Consider the following 25,078-nt stretch of genomic DNA (forward strand, 5'->3'; position numbering starts at 1 on the left):
GGGAAAACTCAGAGTATCCAAACTGAACTCGGCGCGAGGGCCAAGCCCCGCAATAAACACGCAGTTGGTATCTCACCGAAAACACTTCTGGAATTATTCGGTTTAGCCGGCACGGGGTAGCCGGCAGTATCAGCTATCGCTTTCTGAGTAATACACTCTAGATGTTCGGAGTTTTTCATGGCAAAACATTTGCAATTTTGCTCGGCGCTATTTTTGTCGGCGTCCGTTTTTCTCACGGGTTGTCAGGTAGACGTTCAAGATCCCAATAACCCGGGTAATGGAAATCCATCACCAACTAATACCCCTCCGGTTATCACTCTTGTCGGGGAGTCCACTATTACAATTCCGGTAAATACCGCCTATTCGGAGCCGGGAGTAGTTGCAACAGATGCTGAAGATGGTGATCTGACCAGTGCGGTTTCTGTTGATAGTTCAAAGCTCAACACCAGCGTTCCAGGCCAGTATGAAATTACCTATCAGGTGAAGGATTCTGGAAACTTGGCTGCCACTCCAGTCAAACGCATTGTAATCGTCGCTCCAGCGGCTGTTGATCCAGAAGAGCCTTCTGAAGATCCAACAGCGGTATTGCCGCCGCCGATCACCGATTTGAGATTGGTTGGTTTCACAAGTGCGCGCGAGATCGTTGATGTGACCACTATCCAAAATGGCTCTGTCATTGATCTGTCTCAGACATCTGTGGATTTGCTCAACGTGGTTGCTGATTCTGCTGACGTGAGCAAAACAGGAAGTGTCCACTTCAAACTTTCTGGTCCGATCAGCGTCGATCGCTGGGAAAACAATGCCATCTATACCATGGTGGTAGACACAGTGAATTTGAGTGTCTCCAAAGGTCAATTTCCAGAAGGTGATTACACCTTATCTGTGACACCTTATTCATTGCCTGATATGGCGGGTACAAAAGGCGCGGTGAAAACTGTTTCTTTTAAAGTTACCGATAAAAAGATCGTGACAAATGTTCCCAAAATTGCGGCCGTGGAGTTGGTTTCTGTCGCGGAAGGCGGGCAATACAGCCCTATTACGCGTTTGGCGGAAGGTACTGAGCTTGATTTCGGCAAGATGTCAGCATCACTCGTTAACTTTATTGCAATCAGTGAAGATGTAGCTAAAACAGGCAGTGTGCATTTTGACCTGACTGGTCCAATCGAAATTAACCGATATGAGAACACAGCGGCTTTTGCACTGCAAAACGAAACGAAGCATTTCAGCCTCAATAAAAATGAATTGCCTGAGGGTGAGTATACGCTGATTGTGACGCCATATGAAAAGCCGGATACCGGCGGTGAGGCGGGTATTCCGCTGATGTTAAACTTCAGTGTTGTCAACAAAGGTCAAGTTCCTCAAGTGCCGGCTTCTGCACCAGAAGCTAAAAACGATAGCTACACCTATTTTGCTGGCAATTCAGACCAGCCAGGTGAGGCAACTCCGGTAAGCGCTAATGACACCTTTGCAGCAGGAGCGAAGTTCGCTGTTACAAAAAATCCTTCTCATGGCAGCGTCTCCATGTTTGATGCAGGATATTTCACCTATACACCTGATTCCGGATATTCAGGAGCGGACTCGTTTACATATCAAATTACGCAGGATGGCAAAACTTCCAGCGCTACAGTTTCAATTAACGTTGTAGCTGCTTCGAGCGGGGGTTCTTCTGGTTCGAGCTCTTCAGGCTTTACCGTGATTAAGCCTTCTGCAGACTCGAAGTTGATATATGTCAGTAGCTCTACAGGAAAAGATACCAATAACTGTCTGAGCGAAGCGGCTCCCTGTAAGACAATTACTGCGGGATTGGAGAAAATGCGCAATGGATATCCAGATCATCTCTACTTGAAGAGAGGTGATGTGTGGAGAGGTGAGCGGTTCGTCAACCTGCATTCTGGTCGAAGTGCCAAAGAGCCAGCTGTTATCACCTATTACGGCACGTCTGGTGCTCGACCAAAACTGGAAAATTCAAGCGCAGCATTGCACGTGTTCAAAGGCAAGATGTCAAACTTCAGTTTCATCGGTTTGGATTTCTCTTCTTATACAAGAGATCCAGCACATAAAGAATTTACCGGCGGCGGCGGCGCAGATATTACCCTTTTGGGTGGCAACGAAAACCTTCTGTTCGAGGACAATAAATTTTCTTATACAGAAGTTATTATCCAGCAATGGGATAGTGGTAAGCCGACCAATATTACCTTCCGAAGAAATATTTGGACTGGAGCTTATGTAAATCAGTCATCCTACAATCGTGACAAGAGACCATCAAATATCTATGCGGACGGTGTTATTGGTTTGATTATTGAAGAGAATGTTATCGACCAAGGAGGATGGAATCCTAAGACTAAAGGCGCTGGTGCGAACATGTTTAACCACAACATTTATATTCAAGCCAGTACAGAAGGTAAAAGTCTCCGTCTGCGCAATAACATTATTACTCGCGGGTCCAGCCATGGAGCCCAGTTGCGATCAGGTGGAATTGCAGAGAATAACTTTTTTGCCAGGAATGCACTTGGTCTGTTGATTGGTTACGATAAAACGCCATTGGTTACAGGAGTTGTGGCGCACGCGATTAACAACGTGGTATCGGAAGGGCACTCCATGGTAAAAGGCATCGACGCTTGTAACGGAGCCAACCTGTGTACCGCCGCTCTTGTAGGGGTCGACTTTGGGATATATGGCAAAGCGGATTGGCAAGCTCATGGGAATATCGCTAGCCAGCTCAGCCCAGATGATACTCAGTGGAGATCCAAATATAGCGGCTTGGTTAAACGAGGCTTAAATAAACTGGATGATCCTGCAGTGAAATCGTCAAATAATATTTCATATGCATGGGGATCTGATAGTGAAGGCAAGGATAAAGGATATCCCGATCCTACTAGAACTTTGGCCAGCTACAATCAGACGTTGGGTGGTGAAAAGAGCTTTGACGCCTTCATGAATGTTGTATTGAATCGTCCAGTAGGAACCTGGGATACGAGATATACAGCAGAATCCATCAACAAATATATCCGAGCTGGCTTCGGTCGATAATCTGACGACTCAAGTTGGTTAATTGGGGGCTTCGGCCCCCTTTTCTTTATAACTTTCATATCAATGCTTCCTGTCCTAAGCCTCCATAGTGGCTTGCCTTATTAAGGCAAAAATATCCTTTCCTATCTGACCTCTCCCATCTATGAGCGCCCTAGAACTGGCTCAGTCGATGGAAAACTCATGCTTTTACAATTCAAAGTCTTACTCAGCCTACCCTGCACCCATTCCATCGTATGGTTTTGCCCTCGCCAAACACTCTTACAAGAAGGTAACGCATGAAATCATGTGAACAAATGCCAAGACCCGCGCATTTTGATTGGCTGAATCGGCATTGAATTCCACATATTGTGACGCTAGCATTCTTCAGCTTCTTGGCTGTGGATCAAGTTCATCCATTTGTAGAAGAAGGGAAGGGATTCGCGTTAGAGTTCAGGGCGAGCAATGGATAACAACGAGCAAGTGGAGATTCTTCCACGTGGAACAGCTCCCTTTGAGCAGCTGGAGTAACGGACCGCAAGATCGGTCTCATTGATAATGAGGGGTGTATGGAGAGGAAACTGGATATTCTGCAAGTAGGGCCGACTCGGTATAAGGGCGGAGTCGCTATAGCAATACAGCAGCTGGTGTGCGGCCTTGCACGAAAAGGGCATTCGGTCACCTTGATTGGGAATGGTGGCGTTGATCCCCGGGCACTTGCCGATTTGGGTGTGGATTACATTGAAGCCCCTTTATACAACCGTCCCACCGAATTGTTCAAAACTGCGCGAATCATGGCGTCGGTGATCAGAGCAAAGAAACCGGATATAGTGCACTCTCATTCCAGAAGTGCATCCTTGACTTCGATTTTGGCTGGTCGAATGCCAGATTGGTTTACCTTTCACAACTCATTTTTAACGGACAAGGTTGGCCCGTTAGATTTTGGTCCGATTCGAAAATATTTATCGCCGCTGGGGCGGGAAATATTTGTACTGAATGAGGAAGCTAAGAGCTATTTGAGCAGGGAGCTCAGTGTTGATCAAAATAAAATTACTTTGAATCCGAATGGTGTGGATTTGGAACGGTACCGTCCGCCGAGCGCCGCAGAGAGAGAGACTGCGAGAAAGCGATTCAATATTTTAGAGGGTGAAACGGTCGGTTTATTTGTTGGGCGCTTTCATGAGCAAAAGCGCCCCGAAATTATTGTGCAATTAGCAGAAAGAGCGCGTGACGCGGGATTGCATGATGTTAAGTTTTTAATGGTGGGCGAAGGGCCGTTGGAGTCAGATACTCGCCAGTTGGTTGCTGCGGCTGAACTTGATGATGTAGTGAAATTGGTGGGGTGGATGGACCCCATAGAGGCATACTGGGCGGCCGATCTTTTTCTTATGCCCAGTTTATATGAAGGGTTGGGACTGGTTGCTGCCGAGGCGGTCGCATGTGGATGCCCAGTCCTGCGGACGAACAGCGGCGGCGCAGAATATACGGTAGAGCATGGGGTGTCGGGATATATATGTGACATTGACGAGAGTTCCTTTATCTCCCTTGCTATAGAGCTCATGTCCAAGCCAGAAGCTTTGGCTGCAATGCGATCACAAACTCGCACTTGGGCGGAACGCAACCTCCATTCGGATGGTTATATTGACAGGGCAATAAACGCTTATACGGCAAGTGTCCGGAATAAGAAGAATAAGGTCGGGGAAAAATGAATCGAAGGCTAAAAGTTCTGCTAATTATTGAAAGCTGTAACCCTGAATGGGCTTCGGTTCCATTGGTTGGATACAATTTTTACCGAGAGATTTTATCGATTGCGGACGTTACCTTGGTTACGCATTCTCGCAATCGAGAGGCTCTTCTCAAGCTTCATCCGGATGCTCGTATCCACTTCATAGAGCCTGGCTTGTGGGAGGGGCGCTATTATCGATTGATATGCGCGCTGAGCACATATAAAGGAAGGATAGTTTGGCCAATAAGACATGCGTTGCAATATCCTCTTTACTTTTTTTTCGATAAAACCGTGGCAAAAGCCTATGCAAATGAGGTGTTAGAGGGAAAGTACGACCTAGTGCATTCTCTGACTCCAATGATGCCGCGTTATCCAGTTTCTATTAGCAAGGCATGCATTAAAACCCCTTTCGTTTTAGGGCCTGTCAATGGTGGGGTGCCTTTCCCTGAAGCATTTAAGGCCCTTGGCAGAAAAGAGTTCTCTCATTTTAATTTTTTAAGAAATCTGGGAGCTCTCTTGATTCCCGGGTATAGCCAGACCTATAAACACGCCCATGTCATCCTGGCTGGTTCTACATATACCCGGACATGGATCATAAACAAATTTGGCCGTAATGAAGAGTCTGTTCGCCTTGTATATGAAAATGCAGTCGCATCGCATTTTTATCGAATAGGCAGCTCATCGGAAAAAAATACAAGTGAACTCCGAGTTTTATTTGTAGGGCGCTTAGTCCCTTATAAAGGGGCGGATATGCTGTTAAGAGCAATGGCCGATCCTCGAATAAAAGATCGTCGGATTATTTTGGATATTGTTGGTGATGGGCCAGAACTTGGGTTTCTGAAATCCTTGGCGAAGCAGTTGAATATCGCGGATCGAGTGAACTTTATCGGCTGGATTCCGCAGGCGGAAACGGCAAATTATTATCGAGCTGCGGATGTGTTTGGTTTTCCATCTGTAAGAGAGTTTGGTGGGGCGGTGGTAATGGAGGCGATGGCTGCCGGCTTGCCATGTATTGTGGTAGACAATGGCGGAATTGGTGAATATGTCACTGAAGAGTCCGGTTATAAAATAGCCCCTCTTGGCCCTGATTATGTCATTAATGGACTGGTTGCGGCCCTGCAGGAATTGTGTGAGAAGCCGGAAATTTTAGCGCAGAAATCCCAGGCCGCTGCCAAGAGAGCGGAGAGCTTTTCCTGGGAGAGAAAGAGAGATGAGGTAGATGAAATATATAAATCGCTTTGCCAATAAGTATTTCTAGCGGCACTCGCTTTATATATTAAGTTCTGGATTGGATTACCAAGGATTGGTATACAGCCCTAAACGTTGCTTAAGCAATAAAAAGAATATAGGCATGTCTTCCAATAAGTAACGCTTTGCTAGGCGTTTGGGCTCCTGCGATAGGCGGAATAACCATTCCAAACCCAAGCGCGTCATCCATTTTGGGGCTCGTTTCAGATTTCCGCTTTCAAATTCAATAGTGGCACCTATAGCTAAATACCGCATCACTTGTGGCATTTTATCCCGATGGGCACAAACCCATTTTTCTTGCTTGGGAGCTCCCACACCGATTGCGAGGGTGTTAGCTCCTGATGCTTGAATTAAATCGATAATTTTTTGTGTTTCCTCAGCAGATTTTTCGAAGCCAAATGGGGGTGAATAAGCCCCCACAATGATATTGCTTTGTGTCCGCGAGTTAATTTTATTTTTCGCTTGTTCGACCGAGTCATCCGTTCCGCCCAGCAAAAATACCCGTGCACCGCTCTGCCGCTGGCTGTGATAATCGCAGAATGCAGGGAAAAAATCTGAACCGGTAATTTGAGCGCGAAGAGGGTTACCTGGGAATAGAATTTTGCTCAGCAAAAACAGGATGCGACTATCACAAACGGTGAAAGCGGCTTGTTGATAGCACAGATAGAATTCCCGGTCTTTTTGCAGCTTGATGAGATGGTCGATGTTGGGAGTAACCAACAAACCCTTGTCAAATTGTTGCAGCAGTTCGTCCATGGTTAAGTTATCCATTTCCACATTTAGCATTTTTACTTTACTTATTCGCATTGTGGTGTTTTTTCCTGCTGTTAAGTTTTGGGTTTGGTATGTAAGCAAACATCCTGCCATGCTTCCCGTTGTCATTTTTCCGCAAGATTTATCGGATCGTTGAGCTCTGAGCCGGCGGCCTCTTATGAAGCGATAAAGCTTGGACGCGTTGCTGCAATATGCTTTGTCCTTTTGCGAGGCAATGAGATTTTAATCACATTGAAATCCAGAGTATATGGGGCAAGGTGAACAGTTCTGGGAATTGACTATAAACAGACTGTGCTCGTCAAACACACAGCGTATAATCGAGCCATCGTCAGTGGACTGATATTTTGGGGGGGAGTGTGAGAAAAAAATACTACGCCTTGTTTGTTTTTGCACTTGGTGGAACAGGAACTGGGGGGCAGGCTCTGGCTCAAACTGGAGATTTGCTTGGGCTGAGGATTGATGCAGCCATAGATGTTCGCTCAGTGGACAACGCGGCACTGCGACCGGACTCTGAAGAGCAAATCAAAGAAACCCAAACCTTCGCAACTTTATCGGCAGATGGACATTTAAAAGGGGAGTGGTCGGAATTCAATACAGAATACCGCTTGGAAAACCGTCGCCATTCCGAGATTTCGGAAAATGACGAGACTGTAATTTTAGGCGATTTAAAGCTGATATTAGGGCCGCAGCACCGTCGTTATTATCTCGAGTTGTCTCATTCCTCCCGCGAGGTTTCCATTGATCCTTTAGCTGAGGACTTGCCGTCCAATCGTGATAATCGGGAAATTTACTCCGTCTCAGCGCATGGTGATTTGATTTCTGGCCGTGGCAACACCTTGTCACTGTGGGCTGGTGCTTCTGATATCAAATTTGATGAAAACAAGACCAACGAATCCCGGCGATTTAGTGTCGGAGCTTCCTTCGATCATGCAGTATCGCCTGTAAGTGTCTCGGGGGTGGTGCTGACCGGTTATGAATTAAAGTATCAGAATCTAGACAATAGCGATGTGCAATACGGACGAGCAGCTGTCTATTGGCGGACTGCGCTGCGCCGTATTAGTTATGGTGCTGAAATTGGAGGGAACAATATTAAGAGCGACACAGATTCGACAACCTCTCCCTCTATTTCTGCAGATTTGACCTACAGATCGGGTTTGCAAACTCTTTTGGTTGCGTATAACCAGTATCTATCCGATACCTCACAAGGAGGGCAAGAGACTGGCAGGTTTCAACCTCGAGTTGAGGTGGATGGCCGGTTGGGAGATGTGGTCGATCAATACAGGTTGCAGAGATTCGTCGTTTCATGGACGCACGACCAGATTTGCGCCGTGTGCACTATGAGTATTGATCTGGCGCTCGACCAGGAGACCTACGTCACTTTCCCTGAGCTTGATTCTCGTGAAATGCGCACTGGATTCGAGTTTGACTATAAGCCGTCACGCTATTGGGGATTGTCTTTGGGGGCCAACTTCCGCGACTTCCAGGAAGTTAAGGTAGAGCCGCGAACAGGATATGACGAGCGGCAATGGGAACTGTCAGTCAACTTTCCGCAAATTGTCCGGAATGGGATGTTGGAACTCTTCACGGGGAACGTTAAACGTGACCTCAAACCCGCGGGGGGGTATGACTATAACTATGTCGGTGCTCGCTTCATCTATCGGCTGTACGAGCGCTGAGTTGTTTGAAATGCCTGCTGAGCGCTTGTCTCAGTAGGCATTGCCTCGTTTTGATATCAAACGAATGGGCGTTAAAAACAGTATTTTTAAATCCAGCATTGGCGACCAATTGCTGATGTACTCAAGATCGTATTCAACCCGCTTCCGCATATCCTCAATATTTTCAGTTTCCCCCCTGTAACCCGAGATTTGCGCCAAACCTGTGATGCCGGGCTTGATGCGGTGGCGAGCCAAGTAAGCCTTCACTTTGTCGGAATAGTAGACGTTGTGAGATACCGCATGAGGTCTTGGACCGACGAGGGACATGGAGCCTTCCAGGGCATTAAACAATTGCGGGAGCTCATCGAGGCTGGTGCGACGTATAAAGCGGCCAACCGGGGTTATGCGGCGGTCATCTTTTTTCGCTTGTTCAACGATCTCTTTTTCTTCATGGATGTACATGCTGCGGAACTTGTACACATTAAATTTCTTTCCATCCCATCCATCCCTTTGCTGTTTGAAGATGATTGGTCCAGGAGAGGAGAGTTTGACTGCCAGGGCAATGACGAGCAGGAGCGGGCTGAGCAGGATGATAAGAGCCAATGAAATAACCTTGTCCATCAGCAGTTTGACGAACGCCGGGCCGCCGGCCATGAGGGGCGTCTCATTAAGGTTTAGCAGGGGGATTCCCGCAACTTCACGGACGCTATGGTTCAGTAATTGGAATTCAAAGATATCCGGCGCCCAGACAAGGTCGAGATTTTCGTCGAACATCTGGTCGTGGACATTCTTGACCTGGTAGGTCAGCGGCAGGGGAAGAGCTACGTAGATTCGGCGAATTCCATACTTTTTAATGATTGTCCGGAGATCTTGATTATCCCCGAGCAAAGGAATTTCGGGGGCGTTCCATTCACTAGTCTCATCTTTGTGCCGCACAACTCCAACAATCGTGTCATTCAGCCAAATATTCTTTTTAATGCTTTTCGCGAGATGTAAGGCGAGGTTGCCTGTGCCGAGAATCACGGCCGGAATTCGCTGTTGGTACTTTCGTCTGTACAGTTTGAACCAGTTATAAGTAATGGTCAGTAATAAAGCTTGGCCGATAAACGCAGTAAGTACCCAATAGACGATAACCTGGCGCGAGTATTCTTCAGATGTTCGTGTAAGAAAAGCGGTCCAAGCCAGAATGATGATGACGACGCCCCAGGCTCGCGCCAAATGCTGAATCGCGCCCTCCAATCGGTCGAAGCGGCGGAACACTCCCATAATGTGGTAAGTGATGGTCATTAGCAGGATCGCGAAGGCCAACATGGTTCGATATTGCTGGCCAATTTCTCCATCCCTCCAATAAGCGAAAGCACAAAGCGTTACGCCAACCACCAACAGATTGAGAATGTGCTGGATCCATTGGGCCAGGGTGTCGTGATTTTGCAATAAGCGCTTGTTTCGCGGCCTTTGGGTAGCAAATGGGTTCGATTCACTCATAGGGTGATCTTTCATCTCTGTTTCGCCCGAATGTACGCGGCATCATGTCGCGGGCCCGGAGTATATCAGCTTCATCACTGGCTGTACTTGGCGGTAGGCAACATAATAATTTGGCTTTGGGCAACTTGGTTTATCGCCGGTTGCTCATGGAATTTATGAGGAGAGCCTGAAGTTAATCAATTAAAGGCGGGGGGGTTAGTGACATAGAGGAGAGGTATAGTGACTTAGAGGAGAGGTATAGTGACAGGTATGCTGTATCGCCCTCAGGCGTTACCCTTCGAGCGATACAGACCGAGAAACAAAAGAGCAATTCCACAAATTGTCAGAAAAATTGGTTCATCTATCGGGTTACCAATGAATTGATAACCGGTATCGGACGTAACGGTTTGCGACAGCAATAAGCTGATTGCAATGGCTTTTGTGAAAAATACAGTACCTCGTTTCATCTGTCCTTTTCCTTCCTGTGGTCGAACCAAAAACAGCAGCTTCTCGGCTGCTGGTCTATTTATCTGCGTATACAGCGCCTGGGGTTATAAGCAGAAACTGTGCCATATTGTTTTTATGAGGCAGGTCACAAAAATAAAATCTTGCTTGGCCTGCAAACATGAGATTTGGTTAGGAAAAAAATTCATAAAAAACAAGGAATTGAGCATTTAGTATTGGGTTTGGGAATAACAAGCTACTCATTTTTGCTAAACATATGTTCGTTTTTGCAGCGAAGCATATGTGCATATCTTGCTTATATGTATAAAACCCCGACATGGTCGCGCTGAGTTGTGATCAAGCAGTGACCCAATTTGGTCAAACAATGAACACTTAAGAGGCGCGCAAAACTTTATATTCCATTTTCGAATGTTGCGTTGCGCGGGAGTTGGCCTATTTTGGCCATGTGAAAATATTCGACAACGTGTCTAAGGGAGGGGGAAGGTGCTCAGATGTAAGAGGGGGAGTTGCTGCCATCCCTGGCTTAACTTCAGTGTGCTGACTTTTACTCCTGGATGTCGTGCGCTCCGCCAGGGACTTGGATGTTGTACTTCTTCAAAAGGTCGTACAGAGTGGGCCTGGTAACGCCTAACAGTTTTGCAGTTGCGGAAATGTTGCTCTCTGTCATAGTCAGGGCGCGCAAAATCGCTGCTCGTTCAGCGTTTTGTCGGACATGGCGGAGGTTGATATTCAGGCTCTCACCGGTTGGCGCTATGCCCAAATCTTGTGATGAGACCAATTTATCATCGGCCATCACAACGGCACGTTTAACCCGGTTTTCCATTTCCCGGATATTACCCGGCCAGTCATAGGTCTCGATTGCTTCGACTGCTTCAGGGCTGAATCCCACGACATGAGAACTATTTTGTTCGGTATACATGCGCAGGAAATGGCGCGCGAGTAGGAGTTTATCCCCGTAGCGTTCACGCAATGGTGGGATATGAATTTCCATTTCGCAGATGCGATAAAACAAGTCTTCGCGGAAGGTGCCTTGCTTCACCATTTCCTGGAGATTTTTGTTGGTCGCGCAAATCACCCGCACGTCAACCGGAATTTCCTCCCGACCGCCGACGCGCTCGATTTTGCGCTCCTGTAAAAAGCGCAACAACTTTGCTTGCAGCGCCAATGGCATATCGCCAATTTCATCCAAAAACAAAGTGCCTTCATGGGCCATTTCCACTTTGCCCAATGTGCGTTTGTTCGCGCCGGTGAAAGCGCCTTTTTCGTAACCGAATAATTCGCTCTCCATCAAATTTTCCGGCACTGCGGCGCAGTTAATGGCCACCATGCGGTTATGGGCTCGCGGGCTCAAACGGTGCAGTGCTTTGGCGAGAACTTCTTTACCTGTTCCGCTTTCACCGGTGAGGGTGCAGGTGACGTTTGTGGGGGCGAGCTTTTCGATGGTGCGGCAGATTTTCAGCATGCCCGGATCGCAGGCGATAATGCCGCTCAGCGGGGCTTGTTGCTGTTCTTGCAGGCGGCGATGCTGTTCTTCCAGGTTATAGATGTGGAAGGCTCGCTGCAGAATCAGGTCGAGCGTATCGGCGTTTACCGGCTTTTGATAAAAGTCATAAGCGCCCATGGCCACCGCTCGTACGGCATTTTCATAATCGGAGTTCCCCGTCATGACGATGATCTTGGCTGCAGGGGAAAGTGAAGTGATTTCTCGAATACAGCGAAAGCCCTCTTCGACACCTTCATCATCAGGGGGCAGGCCGAGGTCCTGCAGAATGATTGGCGGTTCGTGCAAGCGAACTGCGGCGAGCGCTTCTTCCCGGTCGCTGGCGACAATCACTTCATACTGATCAAAATGCCAGCGGAGTTGGCTTTGCAATCCCAGGTCATCTTCGATGATCAGCAGCTTCTGTTTGTTGGCTTTGCTCATGATGGTAACGGCTTATGAAAAGTGAAAGCGACGGCCATGGTAAAACAACTGGCGTATCGTTGCATAAGTTTATGCGCTGGTAGTGGTTACTGCCTTAACTCTGCGTAATGGGAAGCGAAATGGTGAAGGTGGTCCCTTCTCCTTTAGTGCTCTCCACACTGAGATTGCCCCCGAGATTTTGTACGTAGTCGCGGGCTTGATACACACCAATACCCATCCCTTTGCCTGTTTTAGTGGTGTCAAAAGGTTTAAACAGGCGATTGCGGATAAAGTCTTCGTCCATACCCTCACCGTTATCTTCAATGGCGATTGACACTACATTGTTGTCGCGGCTGACATGAAGATCGATAAAGCCGGTCGTTTGGGTGGCGTCCTGAGCGTTTTGAATAAGATGGACAAACACCATGACCAAACTGTCCCAATCGCCTTTTACCCGAATTTCCAAATCCTCGTTGCGCAAGGTCGGCACAGGTTGGCCTTTTTGGCAGCGGCGAATGGCTTCTACGAGCACATCATTCAGATTGAGAACGCGCACGCCCTCTGGCTCATTGCGTTGTAATTTGCGCAATAAGTTGTTCATGCGCGTAACTGAATTGTGGATCGTCTGAATGGCATCCTCGACGAACGCTGGGTTGTCTTTGTGCTTTTCGGCGTTTTTTACAACGAGGGATTGTTGTGCAATCAGATTCTTCAGGTCATGCATCACATAAGCGGCTAGCTTGTTAAAGGCATCGAACTGACGCGCTTCCGCCAGTTGTTCCGCTTGTTCATGCCGCTCCAGATAGTTGGCAATTTGTCTGCCAACTGTTTTCAGAAGGTCCAGATCTTCCCAGTTCAGCGATGGATCACCGTTCGGGCTTGTCAGCACCATAAAGCCGATCAATTCGGATTCATTTAACAGCGGCAGAATCAGCCATATGTCGACAATTCTGTTGGCCCATTCGGGCAGGTATTCATTGTTCTGGGCGAGTGGATCTTGCGAACCGGTGAAGGAAGGCAGAAACACCCACTCGGATTGTTCCAGCGCCTGAATGAATGGGCTGTCGTCCGGCTCTATGGCTTCCAATACATTGATGGAAATATTTTCCTGATAAACCGGCACCAGAACTTTTCCTTTGCGCAACCATAAAGCGCCACCGGCACTTTTAAAAATAGTGGCGACGGCGCTGAGTGCACGTCTGTGTACGTCTTCCGGCGAGGTCGGTTGGGACAAGCGCTCGATCAGTTTTAACCATTCGGTGCGGTAATCGTACTTGTGGCTGAATAAATGTTTGTTGATGAGAACAGTGAGTTTTTCGCGGGTGGAGCGCGAGGCGAATACCAGAATAATGGTAATAAGCGTGCCGACAAATAAAACAGAGTAAGCAACGGTGCCCCAGTCGCCACCGTACATTCTGACGTAATAGCCGCCCAGCATGATCAGGGCGAGAAGCGCGCAGGCGAGGGTGAGTGAGGTGGTGTAAAAAACCACGGGACGCGACAAGGAGAGGCGCGCGGTTTGTTCCTGGGTTTGATGCAATGTAATCGCCGCTATGCCCATGAACGCACTGGTGACGAAAGCTATAACCGCGCGAATCTGATAAAGGCCGGAATTAAATTCGGGCTGAACCAGGTGTTGCGAGAAAAAGTACACGTCATAAATAAAAATGGCCGCCAAATTCAGGCTCAGGAGCTTGATCAGCCGTATGGCCTGCACGTTTCGATACAGCTGTTCGACGTTCAAAAGCGCGACTATGGAAAAGACAATTCCCTGCAGCACCAGCGCAATTTTGGCGTCCAACCACGGCGGTTCAAATAGGGCGTAGGCAGCGTTAGCCGAGAGAAGAACACCGCACAGACCGTAAATCCCTAGCGTATACAGTTTCGGCAGACAGTTTTGGCAGTAGTGGCGGATTGTTTGGGTGGTAGCCAAAATCCAGGCGGCGATATGCGCCGACTCGATCAGCATGATGTGCCCGAGGGAGAAATTCATTTTTTGGCTGAGGCCGATATTCAACAGCCAGAAAGTCTGCATGGCGCTGGCGGCGGCAAATGACCAGTGCAGGGCTTTGCGGTGAATTTGGGCAATGAAAATTCCGGTAAGGATCAGAGACAGGATGCTGGCGATAATAAAAGCGACTTGCGTAACGTTGTCTATTTCCATGATGTTTCCCATCGCATGCATCACCGCAGTTGCAACACTCTCCGATCTTTTGTGTTCAGTGCTACTACTAGGGGCTCGTTGGCACTCCTAATAGATAATAGACACGTCCGAAAGATGGAGGCGGCTTGATACATCTTGCATGATGCCGCAATTGTCTTGGAGCGTTTATTGTTGTTGGTTTTTGAAGTGGCTGGTTTATCGAGCTGAGATCGACAAGGCGCGGGATTGTAACAGGAAGTTCAGGAGGCGTGGTGGGAAGTGGGCGCCTAGACGGCGCCCTGGCTGGACAGGTCTTCAACGACTCTGCCCATGATCCGGTCGAAGAAGGGGCGGGTGTCAACGAGTTTCGCTCGGTTAAACTGCATGTCGTAAGCAAACTGTTTGCGGGTTTTTTCCAAAACCTTAAAGCCCAGCCGGTTGACGAAGATATAGGTGTCGGCGTCAATCTTGGAGGCAAGCTTGCAGCGAATGGTTTTGGCTGTCTCCTCGTTGAAATACTCCAGCCACGTGCCTTCGGCCATGTTTTTGGCCATTTCGTAGAACTTGGTGGAGAGTTCTTCATAGCGGGCCTGCTGACGTTCTACCGCCGTCATTTCATCCCAGGTCTTGGGAGCGTTTTCACCGCGGCCCAAGGCTTCTTTTTGTTCGCTGTTCAAAGGTGCGATGGTCGCCTGAATTTGCGGCGCTACCGGGGCTATCTTCAAGGCCTCTTCCAGAGCGGCAACTTTGGCTTTGCGGGCATCGCGGTTGTCGATCGCAACTTCCAAACCGCGTTCAATACGATCGAGCAGTTCGGGCAATAGGCGGTCGCGGCGTTGGAGTGAGCGAGCGTCTTCGTGATCCTGGCAAATCCAGATCAGATCGGACACGGTTTGCTCATTGGATACCCATTCAGGGCTGTCAGAGCCGTGTTTGAGGTGGGTGATAACCATTACCTGTAACCAATGTGTGGTCAGGAAGGTTCTTACAAAATCCGGCAGATCGACCGTTTTGAGTTTGTGGTACAGGGATGTTTGTGCGGCAACGCGCGCTTGTTTAATGCGCGACTTGCCCGCCTCTGTCTGTGTTGTTCTCTGTTCTACCACTACCGATTTGCGGCTTTCTTTTTCAACGACGGCGTCGAGCTCTGCTTGCAGTTCGGTGAAGATACGATCGTCGGTTTTGTACTGGCGGTTCAGCGTCTGAACGATTTCAACCATTTTGCGGTACACCGGATCGCGATCCAGTGGTTTGCTGCTGTCGAACGCCACGCCTATGCGGGTGATGCTATTGACCAGGTTGCGCGCCGGGTGTTCGGGATTGCTGAAGAAGGTGCGATCGCGAATGGCCACTTTGAGAATCGGGATCTGCATACGGCAGATCAACGACTGAATCTCAATAGGAAGGGCTTCATCGGCCAGGATCTGGTCGAAGAACATTGCCACCAGATTGATGACATTTTCTTCGGTCTGTTCGAGTGCTTGCGGCTGGTCCGGATTTTTGTGCTTGAGCGCCTGGTTTACTGCGTCTGCAACTATATTGCGCGGGGTGCCGGTAGCGAGAAGCTGGTCGTAATTGGGCTGCGCCTGAGTGAGCAGGGTTGTCAGTTCTGGTGCCGGCATGACCGGGCCAGGATTGGCTGTAAAAATGTAACAGCTGATTTGCGGCGATTGATTTTGGCCTGTTCCCGTTGCTGTATTGCCTGTCGCATTGAAGGCAAAATTACGCGCAGCCGCCATCAACATGCTCAGGGCGTCATAGCCCATGCGGAATTCAGGGACCGGGGCGAAAGGTGAAGCCACATCTGCAGCGGTTTGGCCGCCTGGCGTAGCTGTTGTGCCTCCAACAGGTGCAGCGCCACCGTGGACGACTTTGTTGTCCAGGTTCTTGGGCACTTTGGGCAGAATGCCCGCATCCATCAGAATTTGGTTGGCATCAGCGTAGACGTGGCCCAGCTGTTTCAGAACGTGTTTCTCGAACAGCTTGTACAGAATCAACTTGGCTTTGATGTTGATATCGAGCGTGTTCTGACACGCATTGATAAAGGCTTTAGTCAACTGATTCGGGTCGAGAGGGTTGTTGTCCTCATTGATTTCCACCTGCAGCAGCAGGTGATCAAGGCGCATGCCGAGTTCGTAAAGCTCTTCCCTATAAATATCGCGCGTGCGGCTCACCATATTGCTGCGAGCCAAGTCGACTTCCAGATCGTCGCCGTCGACGATCGCCAGTTTGGTTTCACGCTCCTGTTCCCAGGTATCAAATTCAGCCGGGGCATTGGCATCGATCAAATCGCTAAATTGCTGGCTGATCGTACGCAGAAATTTATTGGCGATACCCTCTCTGCGCACGCGGATTTCACGCATGGCTTCAAAGTACAGGTTTTGTTCCTGGTTGCTCGATGCGCGCTTGGAAAGATCGTAGAAGAGGTCGTCAGCGGCGGAAAACAAATGCGCGGCGAGTTGTTCGCAGTGGGCCAGGGTATTTTTCTGGATATGAGCGAGCAGGCGCGGCGGTTGTATAGGCTCTCGGCCACGCTGGTTGATCAGTTCGAGATGACCGGGTTTTAAGGGTTTGCGTGACATATCTTGCCTTTGCGCTCTACTCACTTAATGGGCGCTCAACCATGAGTTCGGGATCAAGAAAGGACAAATTCAAACCAAGTCCCCCGCGAAAATCGCAACCCATTGATCCTGCGAAAATTATCATTCCGCTTCGTGGAGCAAATTGTATTCCAATTCGCCAGAGTTGCATCGGCATCACTTCTCAACACTGCGTTGACATCAACGCCGTTAAGGCGAAATGGACAGAGTTTATCAACGAATGAGGCTTATTTTCATTTATTAGGGAGTTATTTCAAGCCATTCACTATACGGAAGTGAAAATTATTTTCATCTAGTGTAGGCAACATTGGCCTCGCTTGCACGTGGCGCTATTTTGGTCATTTGTAAAACCGCTCGACAGATTTGAGCATCTGCACCAACGGTCAGGTTTACGTATAATGCCGGTTTGATTGATCGGACCCAGCCATGCTTTTGATGGTGGATAACTACGATTCCTTTACCTACAACATTGTGCAGTACCTGAGAGAGTTGGGCGCCGATGTTGAGGTGGTGCTCAACGACCAACTGGATTTAGCGGCGATTGAGAAGCTGGCACCTCAGCGCATTGTCATATCGCCGGGGCCGTGCAGCCCGGATGAAGCCGGTATATCAGTGCCGCTTATTCGCGCGTTTGGCGGTCGCGTTCCAATTCTAGGAATTTGCCTGGGGCATCAATGTATAGGCGCGGCGTTTGGCGGCAAGGTCGTGCGGGCAAATCGTGTTATGCACGGCAAAACATCACTGATTGAGCATGCAGGCAAAGGTCTTTTTCAGGGATTGCCCAATCCACTGCGGGCGACGCGCTATCATTCGCTTGTTGTTGACCATGAGTCGTTGCCGCAGGAGTTGGAGATCACGGCCAAGTCTGCGGATCCCGGCGATGATCGCCGCTATATCATGGGTCTGCAGCATAAACATTTACCTATTCATGGGGTGCAATTTCATCCCGAATCCATTTTGAGCGAGTGCGGCCACGCACTTCTGCAGAACTTTTTGAATCTTCCGGAGGCGTCATGGAAATAAAAGAAGCGTTGGCCCAGGTGGTCGAGCGCCGCGACCTAAGTCATTCACAAATGGCGGAGGTCATGACTCAAATCATGACAGGCATGGCGACTCCAGCGCAGATCGGAGGATTCCTGGTCGCTCTGCGCATGAAGGGCGAAACCGTTGATGAAATCGCTGCTGCGGCGCAGGTGATGCGCGATTTGGCCGTCAAGGTCAAGGTCGATTTTGACCGTTTGGTCGACACCTGCGGCACTGGTGGTGATGGATCCCGCTTGTTCAATGTGTCCACCGCGTCCGCGCTGGTAGTGGCCGCAGCAGGCGGTCATGTCGCCAAGCACGGCAATCGCTCGGTCACTAGCACCGCAGGTAGTGCCGATGTGTTGGAAGCTGCAGGGGTTAATCTCAATCTGGCGCCGGATCAGGTTGCGCGTTGCATTGAGTCCCTGGGATTGGGTTTTATGTTCGCGCCTAGTCACCACGGGGCTATGAAGCATGCCGTTGGCCCGCGACGCGAGCTGGGATTGCGCACCATCTTTAATATGCTGGGCCCCCTGACCAATCCGGCGGGCGCCAAACGCCAGGTTGTTGGTGTTTATGAAATTCGCTTGTGTCGCGTATTTGCCGAAGTGCTTGCGCGCCTGGGCAGCGAGCATGTTCTGGCTTTGCGTTCGGAAGACGGTTTGGATGAAATCTCGCTGGCGGCGCCGACTCATGTGGCCGAGCTGCGCAATGGCGAAATTCGCGAATACACCATAGATCCAACCCAATTCGGTATTGATCGCAACACCCTCGACGGACTGACCGTTTCATCGGCGCAAGAGTCGCTGACCATTATTCGCGATGCTTTAAGCAAGCGGGCTCTGCCTAACGCACAAAAAGCAGTCGATATCATCGCCTTGAATGCGGGTGCCGCCCTCTATGTGGCCGGATTGGCCGATGACCTGAAAACGGCAGTTGCCCTCGCGGAAGACACGATTGCCACGGGACTTGCGGCGGAAAAATTGAGCGAGCTGGCCGAATTCAGTCAGTGTTTTGCGTAATCCATTGAGCGAGAAGATTTCTGTGAGCGATACCCCAACCATCCTGCGCAAAATCATCGCGCGTAAACACGAAGAAGTCGCCGAGCGCCAGCAGCGGGTTTCTTTTCAGGCGCTGGAAGCTCAGGCCGCAGCGCAATCAAAACCGCGCGGCTTTGCGGATGCGCTTATCCGGCGAGTGGATGCACGTAAGCCTGCCGTGATTGCGGAGATCAAAAAAGCTTCTCCGAGCAAAGGCGTTATTCGCGCGGATTTTGATCCTGTGAGCATTGCACGCAGCTATGAAAAAGCCGGCGCGGCCTGTTTGTCGGTGTTGACCGATGTGGATTTTTTTCAGGGTGCGGATGTATATCTGCAGCAGGCGAGGGCGGCCACGCAATTACCGGTGATCCGCAAGGATTTTCTGGTAGATCCCTATCAGGTGGTTGAAGCCCGGGCTTTGGGGGCCGACTGTATTCTGTTGATCGTCGCAGGTCTCGATCCTGTGCAATTGAAAGAGCTCAACCAGCAGGCGTTGGAACTCGGGTTGGACGTTTTGGTGGAAGTGCACGATAGAGCTGAATTGGAGCTTGCTCTGGAACTGCCCAATCGGCTTGTCGGTATCAACAACCGCAATCTGCACACTTTTGAAGTCAGTCTGGCGACGACTTTCGATCTTCTGCCCTTAATCCCGCAAGACCGGGTGGTTATCACGGAAAGCGGGATTTTGACCCGGGAGGATGTGGCCGCCATGCGAGAGAAAGATGTACACGGCTTTTTGGTGGGAGAGTCGTTTATGCTAGCGCCGGATCCCGGTGCAAAACTGGCGGAGTTGTTTGAACTGTAAGCCATAAAAAAGCCCCGAAATTTGGGGCTTTTTTATATTTGAGCTGTGGTTCTGATGGTTCTTAGCGTGTGCCGTAAACCACCATGGTTTTGCCTTTTACAGATACCAAGCCCTGATCTTCCAGAGTTTTCAATACCCGGCCCACCATCTCGCGTGAGCAGCCGACGATGCGACCGATTTCCTGGCGGGTGATTTTGATTTGCATGCCGTCCGGGTGAGTCATGGCATCGGGTTCTTTGCACAGGTCCAACAGCGTGCGTGCGACTCGACCAGTGACGTCCAGGAAGGCGAGATCGCCGACTTTGCGGGTAGTCGCCCGCAGGCGTCGCGCCATCTGGGATCCCAGAGCGTAAAGAAATTCCGGATGTTCTTCCGACAATTCCTGGAATTTGGCGTAGCTGATTTCCGCTATTTCACATTCAGATTTGGCTCTGACCCAGGCACTGCGATTGTCTTTTTCGTCAAACAGGCCCATCTCGCCGAAGAAGTCACCGTCGTTGAGATAAGCAACGATCATTTCGCGGCCTTCTTCGTCTTCAATAAGAACCGTTACGGAACCTTTGATGATGTAGTAGAGGGAGTCGCTTTTGTCGCCGGCGTAAATCAGGGTGCTTTTGGCTGGGTACCGTCTGCGATGACAGTGACTGAGGAAACTTTCTAAATTCTTGATATGAGGTGATAAAGTCACGGAAACCAAGATCGCAATCCTCGATTCTTATAAGAAAAATAATGTTTTGTAGTTATGCTGCCCTTGCGAGTACCACCTGAGCCCTTCCCGCTTAGCCTGACTGGCTGAGCCCGTTCGCAGCAGTATAACGGCCCGCAGTTTACTCCGAAACCGTAGCGCGCCCGTTCTCAGTATAGACTGAAACTTCCACATATAGAGGCGCGTGAATATAGGAGCATAATACAAAACCGCTCGCTATGGCATCGCACTACAAGTGTTATAGAGCACACACTTTTGTTGCTTCGTTGAAGGGTGGATGTGGTAGGCTTGCCGCCCTGTTTTCAGTGCTTTGGTGGAGGGTGACATGCGCGGAACGATCAAATGGGTAGGGGACGCCGCGTTCGTAGCGGAGTCCGGCAGCGGCCATGCAGTGGTAATCGATGGGCCACCGGATCACGGCGGTCGCAACATCGGCGTACGTCCGATGGAAATGATTTTATTGGGTTTAGGCGGTTGTGCGTCCTTTGATGTGGTCAGCATCCTTAAAAAGGCCCGTCAGGATGTCACCAGCTGCCGCGCCGATCTGGAAGCAGAGCGGGCAGAAGGTGTTCCTTCTCCATTTACCAAGATTCATTTGAAGTTTGTGGTGAGTGGTCGCAACCTGAAAGAGAGTCAGGTGGAAAAGGCCATTAACCTGTCTGCGGAAAAATACTGCTCAGCCTCAATTATGCTGCGCGCTGCGGGAGTTGAAATTACCCACTCCTATGAAGTGATCGAAGAGGCCTGAGGGCCTCTTCACGTATTAGGCTGGACTAGATTCGATAGCTGGTGGATGTCATCAGCTTGGAAGTCAGACGCATAAGACGTTTGACCGGTTGTGGAAATTTGTAACCGCCAGCCCGCAAAGCGTTATTGCCGTGCTCCTCTTCCTCCTTGAGCATGGTTTGCAGAATTGCTCGCGACTTTTCATCCTGCGGCGGCAAGCGCTTCAGATGATCCTTTAAATGTTCGCCAACCTGTTCCTCTGTTGCCGCGACAAAACCTAAACTGATCTTATCGCTGATCAATCCTGCGGTAGCGCCTATGCCGAATGACAGGCCGTACCACAATGGATTCAATTTGCTGGGATGGCTTTGCAGTTGCGCCAGTCGTTCTTCGCACCAGGCCAGATGATCGATCTCTTCATCGGCGGCTCTTTCCATTTTTTTGCGGATGTGGGACAGCTTGGCTGTCGCCGCCTGCCCTTGGTAAAGGCCCTGGGCGCAGACTTCACCCGTGTGATTGACACGCATCAGGCCAGCGGCGTGGCGTGCTTCCTGGGCGGAAAGTTCGGCGTCATCTATTTCGGCGGCCGGTGACGGTCGATATCCCGGAACTGCGCCGGGGCTGAGCGTTTGCAATGCCCGGTCGAATTGGCAGATCAGTCGATCCAAGGGTGACAGCTTGTCTTGAGAAGTTTGGGGCATAATGATTCGCCTGCTTTATGACTGTGTTGCGGCTTAGGCCGTAATATGCCGGTCAGGGTTCAGATAATGGATGAATTGGCAGATTCTAGCCAATTCAATTTCGCGCAGTGAACGGGAGACAACATGAATTACAACGATCTGAGCATCTTGCTCCACTCCAATATCGCTTTGATTGTGGTGGAGACCTTCGATGAGACCCGCGCGCTGACACTGCTGCAGAAATACTTCCGCGACGAAGGTATCGCCAGTTGGCGCTGGTCGGTTACCGACGGCTTGCAACCGCTGGGATTCGGTTTGCGCTCCGAGGATGAGAACAATCAGTCCAAGCCTGAAGACGTACTCAAACACATCAAAAAATGCCAGAAGGCGAGCGCTTTTGTTCTGTGTGATCTGCATCCTTATCTGGATGAGCCGAAAATGGTGCGCTTGTTAAAGGATATTGCGCTCAACCAGATGGCCGCACGTCATAAAGTGGTTCTAGTCAGCCACCGGCTGAAGCTGCCACCGGAAGTCGCGCGTTACAGCGCAGTCTTGCAGATGAGTTTGCCGACCGAGGAAGAAATTCTGGCGATTATTCGCGAAGAGGCCAAATTCTGGTCCGATCGCAATGGCGGCGAGCGCATCAAGACCGATGCCGCGACTCTGCAGAAACTGGTCAACAATCTCAAAGGCCTGCCGCATCAGGATGTTCGTCGGCTCGCGCGCGGTGCCATAGTCGATGACGGCGCGATCAGCGAGAGCGACCTGCCTGAGGTCACTCGCGCAAAATTTGCCTTGATGGATATGGAGGGCGTGCTGCATTTCGAATACAACACGGCGTACTTCAAAGATATGGCCGGTCTCAATCGTTTGAAGGAATGGTTGAGCAACCGCAAGAGCGCCATGTTGAATGACAACGGCGGCAAAAAAATCGATGCTCCCAAAGGTGTGATGTTGTTCGGTGTGCAAGGCGGTGGTAAAAGTCTCGCCGCCAAAGTGATTGCCGGCATGTGGGGCATTCCACTTCTGCGCCTGGATATGGCCGCGCTCTACAACAAGTATGTCGGTGAAACAGAGCGCAATCTGCGCGAAGCTCTGAAGCTTGCCGATATCATGGAGCCGTGCGTGTTATGGATGGACGAAATTGAAAAAGGCTTGTCACAAAATGACGGTGAAAATGCCACGTCCAAACGTTTATTAGGCACACTGTTGACCTGGATGGCGGAGCGAAAGTCGCGCGTATTTATCGTGGCGACCAGCAACGATATCAGCGTTATGCCGCCGGAATTGCTGCGCAAAGGCCGGTTCGATGAAATCTTTTTTGTCGATCTGCCCGATGTGGAAACCCGGCGCGTGGTATTTGAAATTCATATGGAAAAACGCGGTTTGATCAGCAGCGGTTTTGATCTGTATGAACTGGCGGTCATGAGTGACGGATTTACTGGCGCTGAAATTGAACAGGCAGTCGTGTCGGCGATGTACAGCGCGCAGGCGCGCGATGAAGAACTATCGGTGCAGCATTTGCGCGATGCGATTGCCAATACCAAACCACTGTCCGTCGTTATGGCGGAGAATATCGACATGTTGCGTCAGTGGGCTGCGGAACGTGCGGTTCCGGCGAATTAACCACGAATTTATAAGGTGATAGTCAATAATGCCAAAACTTTATCCGGAAGATCAGGCGCGAGTGGATCGTGTGTTGAATGAAGGAATTTATAAAGTCGAGCGCAAACCTTTTCGCTTTTGGTTGCTGTTGGTCATTCTGCTCGGGGTGCTTGGGTTGATTTCTCTGGCGGGTTATCTGGTTGCGCTCTATTTCGACAAATTCTGATGTCGGCCTAGCGGCCGACAATTTCTTCACAGTGAATTTCAGAAAACTCCTGTGCTGGAGTTGTTTGAAAAAACTGAATCGATAAAGGCGCAGTTGCCGGTATATTGATGGCGAGTGAGAGCAGATGTTCTGTGGTTGCCTGCCATGTTCTAAAAGTCCAGTGTTCGGCATTGTCATCATGGCTTTCATCAAAACGCACTTGTATAGGCGTGCTTTTGGGGGAAAAACTCAGCGCTTGCAATGACAGGCTCATGCCGCATCCGAGCGCTTTTAAGTAAGCTTCTTTTAATGTCCACAACTTAAAAAACCGCCATAAAACCGCATCCGCGTCTCCGCGAAAAATATAGGCGTTTTCCTCTTCCGTAAAACATCGTTCGGCCAGCCCGCGCACTTGGTCCACGGTTTTTATGCGCTCTACATCGACTCCTACAAGTGCGCTGTGTGTCACCGCAATGGTGGCGAGTTTTTGGGTGTGGGAAAGATTAAAAAACAGCGGTTTTTCCAGTGGATTCACAATAGACGGTTTGCCGTGCTGGTTTTTTTCGAAACGCCAATCCGCAGGAGCTACTGATGGTTGGTAAAGCGATAGGGTATGACGGATCAGCGCGCGGGTGACCAGATGCTGGTGTTTGTCTTTGTCAAAACGATAGCGCTCCCATTTTGTGTGCTCATCCGCCGTCATTAACTGGTGGTAGTGAGCGAGAAGGGAAGGATCGGTAATCGTTGTTGGATCCACCAGCCAGATATGCACGCTCTGGTCTGGTAGCGAAATAGTCTGGGTCATTTGGCAGCGTGATCGCGCAGCAGAATTTTGGCTTGTTCGGGGGTGACGGGTTGCACCGAAAGGCGACCTTGTCGCAGCAACACCATATCGTGCAGTGACGGATCTTGTTTGATGTCCTGCAATGCAATGACTTTCGCGAAAGTTTTTTCATGCTGGATATCGACGCAAAACCAGCGCGGATTATCGGCTGTCGCTTTGGGATCGTAATAAGTGTTTTCCGGATCGAACTGCGCGGGGTCGGGGTAGGAGGCTTTGACCACTTTTGCCAGACCGACTATGCCCGGGACTTTGCACTGGCTGTGATAGACGAACACTTGGTCGCCAACTTTTATCTCATCGCGCAGCAGATTGCGCGCTTGGTAATTGCGCACGCCGTCCCAGCGAGTGGTTTTGGACGGTGCTTTTTCCAGGTCGTCGATGCTGAAAACATGAGGTTCTGATTTGAACAGCCAGTGGCGTGCCATATCCGTTTCTCTGCTTATCGTGTATTTAATTAATA

General features: G+C 49.8%; 20 protein-coding genes. 10 read left to right on the forward strand and 10 right to left on the reverse strand.

The window, feature by feature from the left end:
* Positions 1-177: 177 nt before the first annotated feature.
* From DWB84_RS00565 to DWB84_RS00575, 3 genes are all read left to right on the forward strand, one after another.
* The gene (locus DWB84_RS00565; RefSeq protein ID WP_187407821.1) at positions 178-3,030 is read left to right on the forward strand and encodes an immunoglobulin-like domain-containing protein; all 2,853 of its coding nucleotides are present in this window, start codon (positions 178-180) and stop codon (positions 3,028-3,030) included.
* Between the two features lie 545 nt (positions 3,031-3,575).
* A complete protein-coding gene (locus DWB84_RS00570; RefSeq protein WP_187407822.1) occupies positions 3,576-4,715 on the forward strand; it encodes a glycosyltransferase in 1,140 nt (379 codons plus the stop codon).
* Complete coding sequence (locus DWB84_RS00575) at positions 4,712-5,980, forward strand: glycosyltransferase family 4 protein (protein ID WP_187407823.1); 1,269 nt, start codon at positions 4,712-4,714, stop codon at positions 5,978-5,980. The genes DWB84_RS00570 and DWB84_RS00575 overlap by 4 nt, the downstream gene beginning before the upstream one ends.
* A 45-nt stretch (positions 5,981-6,025) precedes the next feature.
* Here the strand turns inward: DWB84_RS00575 and DWB84_RS00580 are convergent, their stop codons facing one another.
* Entirely contained in the window at positions 6,026-6,787 is a 762-nt protein-coding gene (locus DWB84_RS00580) for a WecB/TagA/CpsF family glycosyltransferase (protein ID WP_222867971.1), read from the reverse strand.
* 323 nt (positions 6,788-7,110) lie between these two features.
* On the opposite strand from DWB84_RS00580, the gene DWB84_RS00585 reads away from it, so the two are divergent.
* Complete coding sequence (locus DWB84_RS00585; RefSeq protein ID WP_187407824.1) at positions 7,111-8,430, forward strand: hypothetical protein; 1,320 nt, start codon at positions 7,111-7,113, stop codon at positions 8,428-8,430.
* A gap of 30 nt (positions 8,431-8,460) precedes the next feature.
* Here the strand turns inward: DWB84_RS00585 and DWB84_RS00590 are convergent, their stop codons facing one another.
* The 5 genes from DWB84_RS00590 to DWB84_RS00610 form a co-directional block, all read right to left on the reverse strand.
* Complete coding sequence (locus DWB84_RS00590) at positions 8,461-9,894, reverse strand: undecaprenyl-phosphate glucose phosphotransferase (RefSeq protein ID WP_187407825.1); 1,434 nt, start codon at positions 9,892-9,894, stop codon at positions 8,461-8,463.
* 263 nt (positions 9,895-10,157) lie between these two features.
* A complete protein-coding gene (locus tag DWB84_RS00595; protein WP_187407826.1) occupies positions 10,158-10,340 on the reverse strand; it encodes a hypothetical protein in 183 nt (60 codons plus the stop codon).
* A gap of 542 nt (positions 10,341-10,882) precedes the next feature.
* Entirely contained in the window at positions 10,883-12,262 is a 1,380-nt protein-coding gene (prsR, locus tag DWB84_RS00600; protein ID WP_187407827.1) for a PEP-CTERM-box response regulator transcription factor, read from the reverse strand.
* 94 nt (positions 12,263-12,356) lie between these two features.
* Positions 12,357-14,405 carry an XrtA/PEP-CTERM system histidine kinase PrsK gene (prsK, locus tag DWB84_RS00605; protein ID WP_187407828.1) on the reverse strand — a complete coding sequence of 683 codons (2,049 nt, stop codon included), beginning with the start codon at positions 14,403-14,405 and terminating at the stop codon, positions 12,357-12,359.
* Positions 14,406-14,671: 266 nt separating this feature from the next.
* Positions 14,672-16,966: a DUF1631 domain-containing protein gene (locus DWB84_RS00610; RefSeq protein ID WP_187407829.1), complete on the reverse strand. Its 2,295-nt coding sequence runs from the start codon at positions 16,964-16,966 to the stop codon at positions 14,672-14,674.
* A gap of 444 nt (positions 16,967-17,410) precedes the next feature.
* Here DWB84_RS00610 and DWB84_RS00615 point away from each other — a divergent pair, with 444 nt between their 5' ends.
* From DWB84_RS00615 to trpC, 3 genes are read left to right on the forward strand one after another with little or no spacing between them, the layout of a single operon-like run.
* The gene (locus DWB84_RS00615) at positions 17,411-18,007 is read left to right on the forward strand and encodes an aminodeoxychorismate/anthranilate synthase component II (protein ID WP_187407830.1); all 597 of its coding nucleotides are present in this window, start codon (positions 17,411-17,413) and stop codon (positions 18,005-18,007) included.
* Positions 17,998-19,029, forward strand: a complete 1,032-nt coding sequence (gene trpD / locus DWB84_RS00620; RefSeq protein ID WP_187407831.1) for an anthranilate phosphoribosyltransferase — start codon at positions 17,998-18,000, stop codon at positions 19,027-19,029. Before DWB84_RS00615 ends, trpD begins: the two co-directional genes overlap by 10 nt.
* Before the next feature lie 22 nt (positions 19,030-19,051).
* Entirely contained in the window at positions 19,052-19,852 is an 801-nt protein-coding gene (gene trpC, locus DWB84_RS00625; RefSeq protein WP_187407832.1) for an indole-3-glycerol phosphate synthase TrpC, read from the forward strand.
* A gap of 61 nt (positions 19,853-19,913) precedes the next feature.
* Here trpC and crp read toward each other — a convergent pair whose 3' ends face one another.
* Positions 19,914-20,549 carry a cAMP-activated global transcriptional regulator CRP gene (gene crp, locus DWB84_RS00630; RefSeq protein WP_187407833.1) on the reverse strand — a complete coding sequence of 212 codons (636 nt, stop codon included), beginning with the start codon at positions 20,547-20,549 and terminating at the stop codon, positions 19,914-19,916.
* A gap of 334 nt (positions 20,550-20,883) precedes the next feature.
* On the opposite strand from crp, the gene DWB84_RS00635 reads away from it, so the two are divergent.
* Positions 20,884-21,306, forward strand: coding sequence for an OsmC family protein (locus DWB84_RS00635; RefSeq protein ID WP_187407834.1), 423 nt, complete (start codon positions 20,884-20,886; stop codon positions 21,304-21,306).
* A 25-nt stretch (positions 21,307-21,331) separates the two neighbouring features.
* Here the strand turns inward: DWB84_RS00635 and coq7 are convergent, their stop codons facing one another.
* Positions 21,332-21,985 carry a 2-polyprenyl-3-methyl-6-methoxy-1,4-benzoquinone monooxygenase gene (gene coq7 / locus DWB84_RS00640; protein WP_187407835.1) on the reverse strand — a complete coding sequence of 218 codons (654 nt, stop codon included), beginning with the start codon at positions 21,983-21,985 and terminating at the stop codon, positions 21,332-21,334.
* A gap of 123 nt (positions 21,986-22,108) precedes the next feature.
* Here coq7 and DWB84_RS00645 point away from each other — a divergent pair, with 123 nt between their 5' ends.
* Both DWB84_RS00645 and DWB84_RS00650 read left to right on the forward strand, forming a co-directional pair.
* Positions 22,109-23,590, forward strand: coding sequence for an AAA family ATPase (locus tag DWB84_RS00645; RefSeq protein WP_187407836.1), 1,482 nt, complete (start codon positions 22,109-22,111; stop codon positions 23,588-23,590).
* A gap of 28 nt (positions 23,591-23,618) precedes the next feature.
* A complete protein-coding gene (locus DWB84_RS00650; RefSeq protein ID WP_222867973.1) occupies positions 23,619-23,795 on the forward strand; it encodes a DUF3094 family protein in 177 nt (58 codons plus the stop codon).
* Positions 23,796-23,802: 7 nt separating this feature from the next.
* Here DWB84_RS00650 and DWB84_RS00655 read toward each other — a convergent pair whose 3' ends face one another.
* Both DWB84_RS00655 and DWB84_RS00660 read right to left on the reverse strand, forming a co-directional pair.
* Entirely contained in the window at positions 23,803-24,579 is a 777-nt protein-coding gene (locus tag DWB84_RS00655; protein WP_187407837.1) for a 4'-phosphopantetheinyl transferase superfamily protein, read from the reverse strand.
* Complete coding sequence (locus DWB84_RS00660; protein ID WP_187407838.1) at positions 24,576-25,043, reverse strand: EVE domain-containing protein; 468 nt, start codon at positions 25,041-25,043, stop codon at positions 24,576-24,578. The genes DWB84_RS00655 and DWB84_RS00660 overlap by 4 nt, the downstream gene beginning before the upstream one ends.
* Positions 25,044-25,078: the final 35 nt, after the last annotated feature.

Source organism: Saccharophagus sp. K07, from assembly GCF_014336955.1.
Taxonomy (GTDB): domain Bacteria; phylum Pseudomonadota; class Gammaproteobacteria; order Pseudomonadales; family Cellvibrionaceae; genus UBA5868.

What these genes read in the sequence shown, in the direction of transcription:
- DWB84_RS00565 (WP_187407821.1), top strand. Translation starts at nt 178, where the DNA reads ATGGCAAAACATTTGCAATTTTGCTCGGCGCTATTTTTGTCGGCGTCC.
- DWB84_RS00570 (WP_187407822.1), top strand. Translation starts at nt 3,576, where the DNA reads ATGGAGAGGAAACTGGATATTCTGCAAGTAGGGCCGACTCGGTATAAG.
- DWB84_RS00575 (WP_187407823.1), top strand. Translation starts at nt 4,712, where the DNA reads ATGAATCGAAGGCTAAAAGTTCTGCTAATTATTGAAAGCTGTAACCCT.
- DWB84_RS00580 (WP_222867971.1), bottom strand. Translation starts at nt 6,787, where the DNA reads ATGCGAATAAGTAAAGTAAAAATGCTAAATGTGGAAATGGATAACTTA.
- DWB84_RS00590 (WP_187407825.1), bottom strand. Translation starts at nt 9,894, where the DNA reads ATGAGTGAATCGAACCCATTTGCTACCCAAAGGCCGCGAAACAAGCGC.
- DWB84_RS00595 (WP_187407826.1), bottom strand. Translation starts at nt 10,340, where the DNA reads ATGAAACGAGGTACTGTATTTTTCACAAAAGCCATTGCAATCAGCTTA.
- prsR (WP_187407827.1), bottom strand. Translation starts at nt 12,262, where the DNA reads ATGAGCAAAGCCAACAAACAGAAGCTGCTGATCATCGAAGATGACCTG.
- prsK (WP_187407828.1), bottom strand. Translation starts at nt 14,405, where the DNA reads ATGGAAATAGACAACGTTACGCAAGTCGCTTTTATTATCGCCAGCATC.
- DWB84_RS00610 (WP_187407829.1), bottom strand. Translation starts at nt 16,966, where the DNA reads ATGTCACGCAAACCCTTAAAACCCGGTCATCTCGAACTGATCAACCAG.
- DWB84_RS00615 (WP_187407830.1), top strand. Translation starts at nt 17,411, where the DNA reads ATGCTTTTGATGGTGGATAACTACGATTCCTTTACCTACAACATTGTG.
- trpD (WP_187407831.1), top strand. Translation starts at nt 17,998, where the DNA reads ATGGAAATAAAAGAAGCGTTGGCCCAGGTGGTCGAGCGCCGCGACCTA.
- DWB84_RS00635 (WP_187407834.1), top strand. Translation starts at nt 20,884, where the DNA reads ATGCGCGGAACGATCAAATGGGTAGGGGACGCCGCGTTCGTAGCGGAG.
- coq7 (WP_187407835.1), bottom strand. Translation starts at nt 21,985, where the DNA reads ATGCCCCAAACTTCTCAAGACAAGCTGTCACCCTTGGATCGACTGATC.
- DWB84_RS00645 (WP_187407836.1), top strand. Translation starts at nt 22,109, where the DNA reads ATGAATTACAACGATCTGAGCATCTTGCTCCACTCCAATATCGCTTTG.
- DWB84_RS00650 (WP_222867973.1), top strand. Translation starts at nt 23,619, where the DNA reads ATGCCAAAACTTTATCCGGAAGATCAGGCGCGAGTGGATCGTGTGTTG.
- DWB84_RS00655 (WP_187407837.1), bottom strand. Translation starts at nt 24,579, where the DNA reads ATGACCCAGACTATTTCGCTACCAGACCAGAGCGTGCATATCTGGCTG.
- DWB84_RS00660 (WP_187407838.1), bottom strand. Translation starts at nt 25,043, where the DNA reads ATGGCACGCCACTGGCTGTTCAAATCAGAACCTCATGTTTTCAGCATC.